The following is a 13,179-nucleotide window of genomic DNA, read 5'->3' on the forward strand; positions in this document are numbered from 1 at the left end:
TGCGCTTACGCCAGAGGCGGCCGGGTAACGCCGCCGCCCGCGTCTGGACCGGGAGCCGTTGAGAGCAGGGCGTCGGTGAGCGCCGTGTCGACAAACGCATCGTCGTCCCCGGCGTCGTCGAGGTGACGATCCACCTGAATCTCAATGTTGGCGCGGAACAACAAGGCGACGCTCTCACGCTGAATATCGTAGGTCATCGCCTGAAACATCTCGAAGGCTTCGCGTTTGTACTCCAGAAGCGGATCCTTCTGGCCGTAAGCCCGCAGACCGATGCCGTCGCGCAAGGCGTCCAGACTGTGCAGATAATCGATCCACTTGGCGTCAATCACCGAGAGCAGGATATCGCGCTCGATGCGGCGTAAGGGGTGTCGGTAATGCGCCTCTTCGGCGCTATCCTGATCCTCAGGAGGAGACGTATCGGCGCGCGCGCCCGCCTCAGGGGAAGCGCCATTGACGAGACTCAGGGCGTCGGCTTCGGCGGCGTCATCGTGCAGCCCCAGCAATTGAATGCCGTGCTGGGCGTCCAGCTCAGCGGCAACCTGGCTAATCTGGGCTTCGAGGGCTTCATAAACGCGCAGGGCTTCTTCCTGGACACGCTCTAACAGCGCGCCATACGGCTTGTCTTCGAGATCCGCGGCCGTCAGCGTCGCCAGCTGCGGAATCAGCCCGTGCAGATGCATCAGGAAGTCAGCGATCATCTCGGGGTCGCGATCCGCCGGATCGATATCGGGCGCGATGCTGGCCGAGGTCAGGCGCTCAATCTCCTGACTCAGCATGTGCGTGACGCTTTCGCGTAAACGCCGGCCTTCGAGTACCTGGCGCCGCTGACCGTAAATCAGCTTGCGCTGTTCGGTCATAACGTCGTCGTACTTGAGGACGTTTTTGCGCATTTCAAAGTGATAGGCTTCGACCTTGCGCTGGGCGCTTTCGATGACGCGGCTGACCATCGGCGCGGTAATGGGCATGGTCTCATCGACATTCAGAAAATCCATCAGCCCTGAGACCTTGTGCCCGCCGAAAATCCGCATAAGCGAGTCTTCCAGCGACAGGTAAAAGCGCGTCGAGCCCGGATCTCCCTGGCGCGCCGCGCGTCCGCGCAACTGGTTATCGATGCGGCGTGATTCGTGGCGCTCAGTCCCGATGATATGCAGCCCGCCAGCCGCCACCACGCGTTCTTTTTCGGCCTCGGTGATGACGCGCATCTGCGCCAGAGCGGCTTCAAATTCCTGCGGCGAGGCGTCGCGCCAGTCGCGACCGGCTTGCAGAAAGCGGTCTTTGGCCAGATACTCGGCGTTGCCGCCCAGTAGAATATCGGTGCCGCGCCCGGCCATGTTGGTCGCAATCGTGACGGCGCCTTCGCGACCGGCCTGCGCGACGATCATGGCCTCCTGCTCGTGACGCTTGGCGTTAAGAACATGATGGGCAATACCGTCGCGGATCGCCTGCAACGTGTCGCGCGTGCGCGCAAGGCCTTGCATAAAATCGGCGAAGTCGCCGGAAACGCCGTCTTGCTCGGCAGCTTGTAACAACGTCTGCGCGTCGACAGCTTCGGGGTTTTTAAGCAGCGGGGCCCAGCGCGCAGAGAGATCCTTATCGCCTTCGATGGCTTTGGCCAGTCGCTGGGCTTTTTCGCGCAGATGCCGCGTCATTTCCGCAGGGGTGCTCAACAGCGCGGAGATGCGCTCGGAATTTTCGATCGACGTGGTGCCCACCAGCACCGGGCGTCCGGCGCGATGGCTCTCCACCAGCTCTTCAACCGCCTTAAAGAACTTAACCTGCTCGGTCTTGTAGATGACATCGCCCCCGTCCTGGCGCACGTCGGGCCGGTTGGTGGGAATGGCGGTGACTTCCAGATTATAAATCTTGCCGAATTCGGCTTCTTCGGTCAGCGCGGTCCCGGTCATGCCGCCCAACTTTGGATACAGCCGGAACAGATTCTGAAACGTAATGCTGGCCAGCGTCTGGGTCTCGTCCTGGATACGGACCCCTTCCTTGGCTTCCACCGCCTGATGCAAGCCATCGCTCCAGCGACGGCCTTCCATCGTACGACCGCGAAACTCGTCGACAATGACGACTTCGCCGTCGCGCACCAGATAATCGATATCGCGACGAAACAATTCTTTGGCCTTGAGCGCCTGCAGCAGGTGATGGGCCAGATTGCTGCGCGGGTCAAACAGATCGTCGACTTTCAGCAGGTCTTGGGCGCGATCAATGCCGTCTTCGGTCAGAATGACGTTTCGGGCCTTCTCATCGACGGTGTAATCGGCGTCTTTCTGCAGCAGCGGGGCCAGACGCGCCATACTCTGATATGTTTCCGCCGATTGCTCCACGCGACCGCTGATAATCAGCGGCGTGCGCGCCTCGTCAATCAGGATGCTGTCCACTTCGTCGATAATGGCGTAGTAATACGGCCGCTGGGCCATTTGCGCCAGCGATCCGGCCATGTTGTCGCGCAAATAATCAAACCCAAACTCGTTATTGGTGCCATACGTAATATCCGCCGCATAAGCGGCTTTTTTCTGGGCGAAGCTGTCAAAACCGCGCTGCTCGGACAGGACCACGCCCACCGAAAGCCCCAGAAACTGGTAGATGGCGCCCATCCACTCGGCGTCGCGCTTGGCCAGATAGTCGTTGACCGTCACCACATGCACGCCGCGTCCGGTCAAGGCGTTGAGATACACCGGCAGCGTAGCGACCAGCGTCTTGCCTTCGCCGGTGCGCATTTCGGCGATGCCGCCCTTGTGCAGAATCATCCCGCCGACGAGTTGCACGTCGTAGTGACGCATCCCCAGCGTGCGACGTCCGGCTTCGCGGACCACCGCAAAGGCTTCCGGCAGGAGCCATTCGAGGGCTTCCTGCTCCAGCTTGAAATCGCGTCCCGGATCGGGATCGCGCGGTCGGTTGGCGAGTTCTTCGCGAAACCAGGCGGTTTTGGCCCGCAGCTCATCATCGCTCAGCGCTTCCAGCTCCGGCTCGAAACGGTTGATCATATCCACCGTCGGGTCGAGTTTGCGCACCTTGCGCGCGTTCGGGTCGCCCAGAATCTTGTGAATCAGGTTAAAAGAGCCGAACATGACCTGCAGCGCTCATTTCTTGCCAGACAACGACGCTGGCATTCTAGCACAGACAGGCCGCGCGGTCAGACGCCGACGATTTACGCAGCGGGCTTCCTGACGCGCCGCGCGCGCGGCGCCCTTACCAGTTCATCCCCCAGTTCCATTGCGGCGGGCCGTCCCAACCGCCGCCGCCGCCGTAGCCGAATTGCGAGCCGCCCCAGCCGCCGCCGTTATAGGCAAACTGCTGGCCGCCCCAGCCATACGGGCTGCCGCCGCCCATCGAAGGATCGGGAATCACCTGGCCCACCAGCCATTCGATGCCCTGATTGCCAAATTGCTGGTTAAACAGCGAGAATCCATTCATCACCGCCATGGGATTGCCGTACATGGATTCGACATCCTGCAAGGTCATGTTGAAGCCTCTCGCGTTCACGAATGGCTGGTTAAGCGACATGCCGATACTAATCCTGTTCATTGGTATTTTCGAACCTCCCCACTCTGGCGTTCTACCTAACGATTGCCGACTGGCGCGCCGGCGCCTGAAAATTTACCGGCACTGCGAAGCCGGATCCGTTAACCCATAGTCCTGCGGGGCCACGTCTGAACCGAGCGGTGTAACGTCTATGCAATAGCGCATACAGGCGTCATGCTTGGGCGACACGCGCGCCCCAAAGGGCGTTCCATAAAATTGATTCACAAAGTCGCCGCCCGGATCACGGCCTGAAGCAGACGACGGAGGCGCGCTGGCGTAAGGCGTCGCGCTGTTTAAAAACGCATTGCAAACTCCTGAAGCGTTTCCCATGGAAACCATTCCCCCAACATTGGCCTGTCAAAGCGTCCCACCAAAACCTATCTATCCGCATAAAACCCATTGCGGATGGTTTTGTTCGCCTTATCGCCCGTTTATTAAAAATTACTAAGGAATGGCCGTCGCCAGGGCGTCTTGCGGAACAGGCGCTTCCCGCTCAGCATGCGGGTCCTGCGGGGACTCAGAAGACGAGTCAGAAGCGAAGTCAGGAGAGGGGGCGCCGTCGGCGGTTTCGGCGGTCGTCTCAGAAGATATTTCAGAAGATGCTTTTGCAAAAGGCGCTTGCGCATCCGAGTCCGGCGGAGCGGCGGACGTCATGGGGGCAAACGCAATGGAGGGCGGCGACGCGCCCAGCGGCGTCGGGCCATAGGAACGTACGATATTCACCCCGCGCGGCGCGCCTTGGGCCAACGCCTCCACCACCCAGTCGCCCTCCAGACGGCGCGCGCGCGTGACCGTCAACGGCGCGTCGCCCAGCGACAGAATCCGCTCGGTCGCGGCAAACGCGCTCGGAGCGTAGGGATCCGCCAAGGCTTGGGGCGCATAGAACAACACCAGTTTATGGGCCAGCCGCCGCGTCAGCAGGCGACCGGCCAGACGCCCCCCGGCTTCGGTCATGACGCTGGTGACGGCGCGCTCACCCAGACGGGCGAAAACTTCGCGCAGATCAAGACCCGTTCCTTCATCCGCCACCGCGATGACATCCACGCCATGGGCGCGCATCCGCTCGCCATAGGGACCACTGGCAGCTTCCGGGCGGGTGAAAACCATCGCGCGCGGCGGCGCATCGTCCGCTTCGGCGTCAAAAACATGAAAGGCGTCTGGCGTCAGCCGCCCCCGGCGATCAAGAATAGCGCGCCATGGTTGCGCCAGCCCAGGCATCGGCCAGTCGCGGACGGTCAGGCGCGGATTATCCGCCAGAAGGGTTTCGGCGGTCGAGAGAATCGCGTCATGTTCATTTCGCAGATAATGGACATACTGCTGAGACGAGGGGCTGGTAAAGCGCGCGGGCCGCGAGACGCGATCGGCGATGCGCCCGTCGACGGTCATGGCCAGTTTAATGGTCACAAACGGCCGTTGCGTGCGAATATACTGGAAAAAGGCCTCGTTAAGCGCCTGGCAGCGGTCTTCTAAAAAACCGTAACGCACCGAAATGCGAGCGTTCTGCAGGCAATCGCGCCCACGCCCGGCCACCAGCGGATTGGGATCGAGGGTGCCGCACACCACGCGCTCGACGCCGGATTCAATGATGCGATCGACGCACGGCGGCGTTCTGCCATGATGCGCACACGGCTCAAGATTCACAAACAGCGTGCCGCCGCGCGCGCGATCGCCGGCGCGATCCAGCGCGACGACTTCGGCATGCGGGCCGCCCGCCTCGCTGTGATAGCCTTCAGAAACCTTGCGTCCCTGAGCGTCCAGCACGACGCAGCCCACGCGCGGATTGGGGCTCACGCGCCGCGTGGCGCGCGCCGCCAGTGTCAGGCACCGGGCCATATAATACGCTTCAAGGCTGCGAACGTCGTCGCTGCGAAGGTCTTCCATGGCCACTATTATAAAGCGAATTTTACGATTGGCGCGCGCCCTCCCCGCCCGCCTTCGCCAAACGCTCGCGACGGGCCGCCCGCGATGCGTCTGATTCGATCTTTTTCGGGCGACACTATGAGGCGTCTCATATAAAAATCGCCTCAGGGAAAACGTTTGCGACACGCCATCGGTTTATATTCAGCACAGGGCAAGCGTTCCCGTCTCCTCCTGCCAGAGGAGGCGGAGACGCGGGGCGGATGGCGTTTTGAAATCTTTACAATTAAATTTCCGGCCCGGATTTTCAGATCGTTGCTTTTATAAAAATTAGCTGCCCGCGCGGATTTTTCATGGAAATCAGCCATCAATAGACGTTCAATTGAGAGGCGATATGACCCCCTCAGAGGCAAGATCCTCTAGGTAGGCCATTGTGATTTTTTAAAAATTCATAGTAGAGTGGTCGCCAGTCTTCAGGTAGAGCCCCGATTAGCGCCTTGTCGCTAAAATCCCGTCCATCTCAGTTTATCTCAGCTTGGCTGAGCATTAGGAGATTTATGACGCATTCTGGCATTTCAAAAGGCCTTGCCCTGAGCGGTTTTATCGGCCTTGCATTTAGCTTTTTCATGACCACTTCCGCGCAACCACTGGATCAGACGCTGATCGCCGCTGCGGATGCGCCCGCAAAACCCCCTCGCAGCAGCAATCTGGCTTCCGAATATTATTGTCAGGATGGCCAAAAAGTGTTCCGCGTGCGGGCCATGGCCGTTAAAAATGCGCCGACAGAAGCGGGCGTCTATATCAATGACCGCGAAGTCGCGCGCTTTCGCTCCGCGTTCAAGGGCGCCTCGGCTCTGATGCGCGCCAAACGCATGGCCGATGGCTTATACGCGCACCTCTCGGCGCAAGGCGACGCGCGGGCGATCACGCCGGGATTATCCGGCAAAACCCCTGTGCTGCGCGCAGGTAAAGCCGATCTGGCTGAGTTGGACGCGCAAAGCGCCAAACTGGCGCGTCAGGCCGACGAGCGTCAGTTGGCGCTCATCTGGGCCAATCAGATTCGCCAGGCGCTGGGCGCGCCCGCCATTAGCCACGGCATGCCGATTGCTTCGAGAAGCCTGATCACGCGCGAAGAGACCCGCACGCCGGTGGCGACGAGCAAAGCCGTGTCGCTGGATAAATTTTCGGCGTCCGGCGGCGCCCGCTTGGGGTCTGGCATGGCGTCGTGGTACGGGCCCGGCTTCCATGGCCGGCGCTGCGCAGACGGCACGCGCTTTGATATGAATCAACTGACCGCCGCCCATCGATCGCTGCCCTTTGGTACGCTGGTGCGCGTGCGCAACACTCGAACGGGCAAAAGCGTTGTGGTACGCGTCTCCGATCGCGGCCCCTTCATTGCAGGGCGGATTCTGGACGTCTCCCGCGGCGCGGCCGTTGCGCTGGGCATGCTGGGATCGGGCGTCGCCCCGGTATCGATTGAATCTGTCGGCAAGTTGTCGGCGTCCGTCTGGCGCGCGGCGACCCAGAACGCGGGATCGGCCTCCGTCGCCCGCACATCGGTGAAGACGGCAGCGCCTCTTGCGCTGAAAGTTTCCCCGGCGCCCGCTATTCAACCGCAACTGGAAGTAGACGCGCGCGCTGTCGCCCAACTGGCACAGGCCTCGGTTCCCGCAGCAGCGGCGCAGCCGGTTATCGCGCCGTCTCCAGAAGAAGAAGTCATTGTCACGCCTGCGGTCGAGGATATTCCGGCGCGCGATCTGAACGCCAAACCGCCCAAGGGGTTGGAGCTTCAGCCGCTGGCTCCCCAGCAGGCCGCGCCGCCCACGTCTTCTTCGCAACCCGACCCGGCATCTCACGTTGGCGATCCGCTCACGCTGTGGATGGATGAGCTGACGCCGATGGAAAAAGCCGCCGCCAATCTCTGATTTGAGATAAGATGAATCGCGTCGCACCCTCACTTGCGAGGCGCATTTGAATGGCAGCTTTCAGGGCATTTTCTCTTTCTGCTGGCCTGTTATGGACAGGCTTGGCCTTAGGCTGCGTCGGCGGCTGGGCCGTGCTGGCGAGCCGACTGTTTCCGTTTCTGACGCCCGAAGCGCTGACCAGCGCCCTGTCGATGAGCGCGCTGGCCGCATTGGCCGTTCTGGCGCTGATGCAGGCCCGTCAGCGAGGCTTAAACCGCAAGCGGCTGCAAGACGAGCGCAAGCGCGAACGCGCCGAAGTGACGGCAGAAACGGCTTCCGATGCCGTGAGAACGCTGGAGCTGAAAATCGCCGCCCTTGAAAAGGCGCTGGAAACGGCGCTGTCGACATCCACCCCCGCCCGGTAAGCCTGCCGGTGCCGTCGTCTTCGCGTTATCGCTTATCGCGCCTGACCCTCTGGCTGGTCGGTCCGCCCGCCAGCGGTAAAACAGAAATCGCGGCGGCCCTGGGGCCGATTCTGGCCGCCCGCGCGCCGACGCTGCTGGTCGATCTGAGCGCCAATCACGGCTTAACGGCGCGCCACGCGCCTGCATCATCACCCTCAGAGCTGGAGCGTCTGTTTGGGGGGGCGGATGCCTTTACCCACTTTCTCACCGCCACGGGCGCGGCGCATCATGAGCAACGCGAACAGCTCGACTGGCGCTTTCGCGACGCCTTGATAGATTGCGGCGACAATCTGGATTTGCTCTCACTGGGCGCCCTGCGCCCGACGTTATCGCCCGGCGCGATGCGGGCCCTGGCCTACGGACTGCCGCGCCTGCTCGCCGAATATGGCGCGCTGGTCTTCGATGGCTTTCATCCGGCCGTTGCGCCCACTGTCATCGGCTCCACAGGGCAGGCAATCGAGCCGCCTGCGGTTCCTCTGATCGTGATGACGCCCGACGCGCCGCCGCCGTCGCTGACGCCTTACGCAGGACTCGCGACGCCTGCGGTTTTCTTGAACCGCGAATCGCCGTCCACGCCGATGAACGCCGCGCTGGCCCTCTGGCTGGAATCTGCCGCCGCTGGCGAAGAGGCGCGTCTGGCGGCGAGATTGCCTGAAATAACCGATCCACGCGCGCGACGCGAGCGGCTGAACCGCACGCTGGAAGAAGGCCTGCTACGATTGGGATTGTTATCGCGCTAACACGACCGCCGGCTGGCGATGGCCCGCGTAATAGGCGCGATACCAGTCAACAAAACGCGGAATCCCCTCGCTGACCGGCGTCTGAGGCTGATAGCCCAGGACACGGCGCGCCTTATCGATATTGGCGAAGGTCACCGAGACGTCGCCGGGCTGCGCCGGTTGCGGATCACGCACCGCGCGCTTGCCGAGAGCGTCCTCGATACGTTCAATCAGCGCGGTGAGCGTCGTCGTCTGGGATTCACCCAGATTGAAAATCTCAAACGGCGTTTGCTCGTAGGCGATCGCCGCCACTACGCCCTGAATAATATCGTCGATATAGGTATAATCGCGCCGCGTACTGCCGTCGCCGAAGACAGGAATGGACAGCCCCTGATCGATCAGGCGCGTAAACTTGTGAATGGCGAGATCCGGGCGTTGACCGGGGCCGTAGACCGTAAAGAAACGCAGCGCGACGGCCTGAATCCCGTACAGATGGCTGTACGTATGCAACAACGCCTCGCCCATGGCCTTGGTGGCCGCATACGGCGAAATCGGGCGCGACACGTCCTGGGTTTCGTTGAAGGGGGCTGTGTCTGGGCTGTCGCCATAGACTGAGCTGGAAGAGGCGAAGACAAACTTGCCAATCTCGTGCGCGCGCGCCAGTTCCAGCAGATTCAACGTGCCTGTGACGTTGGTTTCCAGATACAGGCGCGGCTCTTTGAGCGAAGGCCGCACGCCCGCGCGCGCCGCCAGATGAACAATGCCGCCGCTGACCATATCGCCTCCGCGACGGTGAAAGACAGCGGTCAGCGCCTGTAAGTCCCGAATATCGCAGCGATACAGCTCAAAACCGTCGTGATGCGCGAAGGGGGCGACATTGGCTTCTTTAATAGCCGGGTCGTAGTACGGGTTAAAGTCGTCGACGCCCACGACCTGCGCGCCGCGCGCCAGCAACTGCGCTGTCAGGTGCGAGCCGATAAATCCGGCGGCCCCGGTGACGAGAAAGGTTTTTCCAGAAAAATCAGGGGTCGGCATTCGCGGAATCTCCCTTTTATAATCGACAGGCGTCGGCGTTAGCCATACGACACGCCTTTCTCGCGCAGACGCGCCAGCGCGCGTTGCAAGGTCTCCTCGGGCGAGACCAGCGACACGCGGAAAAACCGATCGCCCGCCTCGCCAAACGCCACGCCGGGCGTGACCACCACGTCTGCGGTTTCAATCAGATGGCGCACCCAGGCCATCGAATCGCTGAACGCGTCGGGAATGGGAAACCACAGGTACATCGTGGCTTTGGGCGGCTCAATCGTCCAGCCCAGGGCGCGGAATCCCTCGACCATCATGTCGCGGCGGCGCTGATAGGTCGAGACAATGGCCGGCAGATACGCCTCTCCGTGCGTCATCGCTTCAATGGCGCCGTCCTGAATGGCGGAGGCGACGCCGTAATCGAGATTGGTCTTGACGTTATACAGGGCTTTAATCACATCGGGATTGCCGGCCGCAAAGCCGATGCGCCAGCCCGCCATGTTAAAGCTTTTGGAGAACGAGTGAAACTCCACGGCCACGTCTTTCGCGCCCGGAATGCTCAGCACGCTGGGCGGCCGGTAACCGTCGTAAGCAATCTCGCTATAGGCCAGATCGCTGACCAGCGTGAGACGATGCGCACGGCAATAGTCCACCAGGCGCTCATAATACGCGCGCGTGGCAGTTGCGGCGGTGGGATTATTGGGGTAGCTGACAAAGTACAGACGCGCGCGCGCCGCCACATCCGCCGGGATGCTGTTGGGATCGGGCATGTACTGGTTTTCGGCGGTCATCGCCTGATGATAGACATGGCCGCCCGCAAGCCAGGTGGCGCGCGTATGCACCGGATAATAAGGCGCATGAACGATGTTACAGGCGTCCGCGTCGGCATAGGCGAAGCTCAGGTGCGCCAGCCCTTCTTTTGAGCCGATCAATGGCTGGATGTCCGTATCGGGATTCAGTCCGCGCGCGTCATAGCGGCGCGCCATCCAGTCAACCGCCGCCTGACGGAAGGCGGGCTTGCCCTTAAAGTGTGGATAGCGATGATTCTCCGGGTTCAGCAGGGCCTCGCGCATCACCTCAATAATAGGCGCGGGGGTAGGCTGATCAGGATTACCCATGCCCAGATCGATGAGATCCGCGCCGCGCGCGCGCGCCTGATCCTTGAGATCGTCGAGCAGCGCGAAGACGTAGGTCGGCATTTGCGCCAGACGCGGAGAAAGGGGCGTCTGGCTGGCGCGCGCGGGCTGGCCGCAGGGAGAAGACGCCGGGGAATCCGTGACAGACATGAAGACAACTCCAGAAAAACCGCAAGGCGGCTACAGAAAACCGCCCCATTATCGCATAAAAGCGCCCGACTTCGGGAGGATGTCAGGGGGAGGCGCGATTCCCCATCAGTCCCTGCGTGCGCGCTTGCAGAGCGAGAATCACCGTGATCATGTCGGACTCGCCGAGACCCTGCTCGCAGGTTTCGCGGTACAGGGCGTGACACGCGTCGAGCAACGGCGCGGCGACGCCCGCTTCTTGCGCCGCGCAGGCGATCAGGCGATTATTCTCCAGCACGTCTGCAATCCCGGCCTGCTTACTGAAATCGCCCGCCAGCAATTTGGCCAGTTTGACCCGCGATACGTCGCTCGCCATTTGCCCCGCGTTGAGAATCGCCGCCAGTTTTCCCAGATCCAGCCCCTGATGCTGCGCAAAATGAACCGACTCGGCCAGTCCGGTCACAGTGGCGATCAGGAAGAGATTCACCGCCAGTTTCATCAGCAGCGCGTTGGGGACGGCGCCGCAGTCGACGACGTCTCGACAGAGCGGCTGGAAGATATCGCGCACGGCCTCAATCGTTTGCGCCTCGCCCGCCGCCATGGCCACCAGTTGGCCCGCCTGCGCGGGTTGACGCGATCCCGATACCGGCGCTTCGACATAGCGCCCGCCCACAGACAGAATTTGGGCTTCGAGCGCCTTGGAGTACGCCGGCATGGTCGTTCCCATGTTAATGACCGTGCGCCCGGCGACCCGCGCGCCAAAGGCGGGCTCGCCGCGCTGAAGGACCGCGTCAATCGCATCGGCGTTCGCCAGCATTAAGATCAGCGTCTCGCACGCGGCAAACGCCTCATCGACGCTGCCAGCCACGCGCGCGCCAGCCTGCGCGAGGCGATCGCGCGCGGGCGCCGATCGGTTCCACACCGTCAGCGCCGCGCCTGCGCGCAACAGATTCAGCGCCATGGGCTCTCCCATCGCGCCCAGTCCGATAAATCCCAGCGGTTTGGAGAGAATGTCGGTCATGTTGGCATGCTCGATTTGCGTCAATTGCGGCCAGCCTATATAAGCGTCTGTGACGCGCTTCTCCGACTGTAGCACGCAGACAGGCGCCTGCAAGCCATTTCGCAGACGGCGCGCTTGTCGGAGAATACGGCCATGACAGCCATTGAACGCGTAGACGCCGTGATTATCGGCGGCGGGGCGGCCGGGTTCTTTACGGCCCTCACGCTGGCCGAGCGCCGACCCCAAGCCCGACTTGCGATACTCGAGGCGGGCGGGCGTCCTTTGCAAAAAGTGGGTCTGTCGGGCGGCGGGCGTTGCAACCTGACGCACGCCTGCTTCGATGCGCAAGACCTCATCACCCGCTATCCGCGCGGTTCAAAGGCCTTATTGTCGCTATTCAGCCGGTTTTCGCCAGCTGAGGCCATGGCGTGGTTCGAAGCGCGCGGCCTGCCACTGAAAACCGAGGCCGACGGCCGCGTCTTCCCTCAAAGCGACAGCGCCCAGGACGTGATCGCGCTGTTTCTGGCGCAAGCCCGCGCGCGCGGCGTTTCCCTGCGCGTCAACGCCCGCATCGACAGTCTAAACGTCGAGCCCGACGGCGGATTTTTAATCGCGCTGAACGACGCGTCGACCCTGCGCGCCCAGGCCATCGCTCTGGCGACCGGCTACAGTCCCAGCGGCTGGCGGCTGGCTCAGGGGTTGGGGCATCGGGTGATTGCGCCGGTTCCCTCGCTGTTTCCGTTTCGCGCACAAAGCCCGCTGATTGCCGATCTGGCGGGCGTGACGCTGCAAGGCGTCGGCGGCTCGCTGCTGATTCGTGACAAGCGCGTCGCCCAAGCCGAAGGAGACTTGCTCATCACCCATCACGGCGTCTCAGGGCCGTTGGCTTACCGTTTGTCGGCCTGGGGCGCGCGCGCGCTGGCGGACGCCCAGTATCAGGCAACCTTGCGACTGGATCTCGCGCCGTCGCGCTCGCAAGACGCCCTGACCAGCGAGCTGCTCGCGCTGTTTCGCGCAGAAGCGGGCGGCCGTCAGGCGGCCAACGCCATTTGGGGAACGCTTCCCAGACGCTTCTGGCGGGCGTTGCTCAGCCATGTCGAGATCGCCGCTGAGGCGCGCGCCGATCAGATCCCCACCGCCGCGCTGCGACGACTGGCCGAGCGGATGAAACGCCTCACGCTGCCTATTGGGGGGCGAAGCCCTTCTAAAGAAGAGTTCGTCAGTTGCGGCGGCGTGGCGCTATCCGAAGTGAATTTCACCCGCATGGAAAGCCGCCTGCGCCCCGGTCTGCATTTTGCGGGCGAAATTCTGGATATTGATGGCCTGACGGGCGGATTCAACTTTCAGGCCTGTTGGAGCGCGGGCTGGACGGCGGGACAAGCCATGTTGTCATAAGACTTTCTCCTCTTCAAAACGTCATCT

Annotated in this window: 11 protein-coding genes; 4 read left to right on the forward strand and 7 right to left on the reverse strand. The window is 62.2% G+C overall.

What is annotated here, in order from left to right; all coding sequences use genetic code 11:
- Positions 1-5: 5 nt before the first annotated feature.
- The 4 genes from secA to ribD all read right to left on the reverse strand — a co-directional run bounded on the left by secA (position 6) and on the right by ribD (position 5,409).
- Positions 6-3,074 carry a preprotein translocase subunit SecA gene (gene secA, locus IPK79_04660; protein ID MBK8189721.1) on the reverse strand — a complete coding sequence of 1,023 codons (3,069 nt, stop codon included), beginning with the start codon at positions 3,072-3,074 and terminating at the stop codon, positions 6-8.
- Between the two features lie 121 nt (positions 3,075-3,195).
- The gene (locus IPK79_04665; protein ID MBK8189722.1) at positions 3,196-3,468 is read right to left on the reverse strand and encodes a hypothetical protein; all 273 of its coding nucleotides are present in this window, start codon (positions 3,466-3,468) and stop codon (positions 3,196-3,198) included.
- A gap of 135 nt (positions 3,469-3,603) precedes the next feature.
- On the reverse strand, positions 3,604-3,858 hold the full coding sequence (locus IPK79_04670) for a hypothetical protein (GenBank protein MBK8189723.1): 255 nt from the start codon (positions 3,856-3,858) through the stop codon (positions 3,604-3,606).
- Positions 3,859-3,972: 114 nt separating this feature from the next.
- On the reverse strand, positions 3,973-5,409 hold the full coding sequence (gene ribD / locus IPK79_04675) for a bifunctional diaminohydroxyphosphoribosylaminopyrimidine deaminase/5-amino-6-(5-phosphoribosylamino)uracil reductase RibD (GenBank protein ID MBK8189724.1): 1,437 nt from the start codon (positions 5,407-5,409) through the stop codon (positions 3,973-3,975).
- 737 nt (positions 5,410-6,146) lie between these two features.
- Between ribD and IPK79_04680 the strand changes: the two genes are divergently transcribed.
- From IPK79_04680 to IPK79_04690, 3 genes are read left to right on the forward strand one after another with little or no spacing between them, the layout of a single operon-like run.
- Positions 6,147-7,310, forward strand: coding sequence for a septal ring lytic transglycosylase RlpA family protein (locus IPK79_04680; protein MBK8189725.1), 1,164 nt, complete (start codon positions 6,147-6,149; stop codon positions 7,308-7,310).
- A gap of 50 nt (positions 7,311-7,360) precedes the next feature.
- Complete coding sequence (locus IPK79_04685) at positions 7,361-7,714, forward strand: hypothetical protein (GenBank protein ID MBK8189726.1); 354 nt, start codon at positions 7,361-7,363, stop codon at positions 7,712-7,714.
- An 8-nt stretch (positions 7,715-7,722) separates the two neighbouring features.
- A complete protein-coding gene (locus IPK79_04690; protein ID MBK8189727.1) occupies positions 7,723-8,493 on the forward strand; it encodes a hypothetical protein in 771 nt (256 codons plus the stop codon).
- On the opposite strand, the gene IPK79_04695 is transcribed toward IPK79_04690, so the two are convergent.
- The 3 genes from IPK79_04695 to IPK79_04705 form a co-directional block, all read right to left on the reverse strand.
- On the reverse strand, positions 8,482-9,507 hold the full coding sequence (locus IPK79_04695) for an SDR family NAD(P)-dependent oxidoreductase (protein ID MBK8189728.1): 1,026 nt from the start codon (positions 9,505-9,507) through the stop codon (positions 8,482-8,484). The two genes, IPK79_04690 and IPK79_04695, sit on opposite strands and share 12 nt — an antisense overlap.
- A gap of 38 nt (positions 9,508-9,545) precedes the next feature.
- Complete coding sequence (locus IPK79_04700) at positions 9,546-10,781, reverse strand: aminotransferase class I/II-fold pyridoxal phosphate-dependent enzyme (GenBank protein ID MBK8189729.1); 1,236 nt, start codon at positions 10,779-10,781, stop codon at positions 9,546-9,548.
- Positions 10,782-10,863: 82 nt separating this feature from the next.
- On the reverse strand, positions 10,864-11,778 hold the full coding sequence (locus IPK79_04705; GenBank protein MBK8189730.1) for an NAD(P)-dependent oxidoreductase: 915 nt from the start codon (positions 11,776-11,778) through the stop codon (positions 10,864-10,866).
- A 132-nt stretch (positions 11,779-11,910) separates the two neighbouring features.
- On the opposite strand from IPK79_04705, the gene IPK79_04710 reads away from it, so the two are divergent.
- Positions 11,911-13,152 carry an NAD(P)/FAD-dependent oxidoreductase gene (locus tag IPK79_04710; protein MBK8189731.1) on the forward strand — a complete coding sequence of 414 codons (1,242 nt, stop codon included), beginning with the start codon at positions 11,911-11,913 and terminating at the stop codon, positions 13,150-13,152.
- Positions 13,153-13,179: the final 27 nt, after the last annotated feature.

The organism is Vampirovibrionales bacterium, from assembly GCA_016712355.1.
In the GTDB taxonomy this organism is placed as follows: Bacteria; Cyanobacteriota; Vampirovibrionia; order Vampirovibrionales; family Vampirovibrionaceae; genus JADJRF01.

What these genes read in the sequence shown, in the direction of transcription:
- secA (MBK8189721.1), bottom strand. Translation starts at nt 3,074, where the DNA reads ATGTTCGGCTCTTTTAACCTGATTCACAAGATTCTGGGCGACCCGAAC.
- IPK79_04665 (MBK8189722.1), bottom strand. Translation starts at nt 3,468, where the DNA reads ATGACCTTGCAGGATGTCGAATCCATGTACGGCAATCCCATGGCGGTG.
- IPK79_04670 (MBK8189723.1), bottom strand. Translation starts at nt 3,858, where the DNA reads ATGGGAAACGCTTCAGGAGTTTGCAATGCGTTTTTAAACAGCGCGACG.
- ribD (MBK8189724.1), bottom strand. Translation starts at nt 5,409, where the DNA reads ATGGAAGACCTTCGCAGCGACGACGTTCGCAGCCTTGAAGCGTATTAT.
- IPK79_04680 (MBK8189725.1), top strand. Translation starts at nt 6,147, where the DNA reads ATGGCCGTTAAAAATGCGCCGACAGAAGCGGGCGTCTATATCAATGAC.
- IPK79_04685 (MBK8189726.1), top strand. Translation starts at nt 7,361, where the DNA reads ATGGCAGCTTTCAGGGCATTTTCTCTTTCTGCTGGCCTGTTATGGACA.
- IPK79_04695 (MBK8189728.1), bottom strand. Translation starts at nt 9,507, where the DNA reads ATGCCGACCCCTGATTTTTCTGGAAAAACCTTTCTCGTCACCGGGGCC.
- IPK79_04700 (MBK8189729.1), bottom strand. Translation starts at nt 10,781, where the DNA reads ATGTCTGTCACGGATTCCCCGGCGTCTTCTCCCTGCGGCCAGCCCGCG.
- IPK79_04705 (MBK8189730.1), bottom strand. Translation starts at nt 11,778, where the DNA reads ATGACCGACATTCTCTCCAAACCGCTGGGATTTATCGGACTGGGCGCG.
- IPK79_04710 (MBK8189731.1), top strand. Translation starts at nt 11,911, where the DNA reads ATGACAGCCATTGAACGCGTAGACGCCGTGATTATCGGCGGCGGGGCG.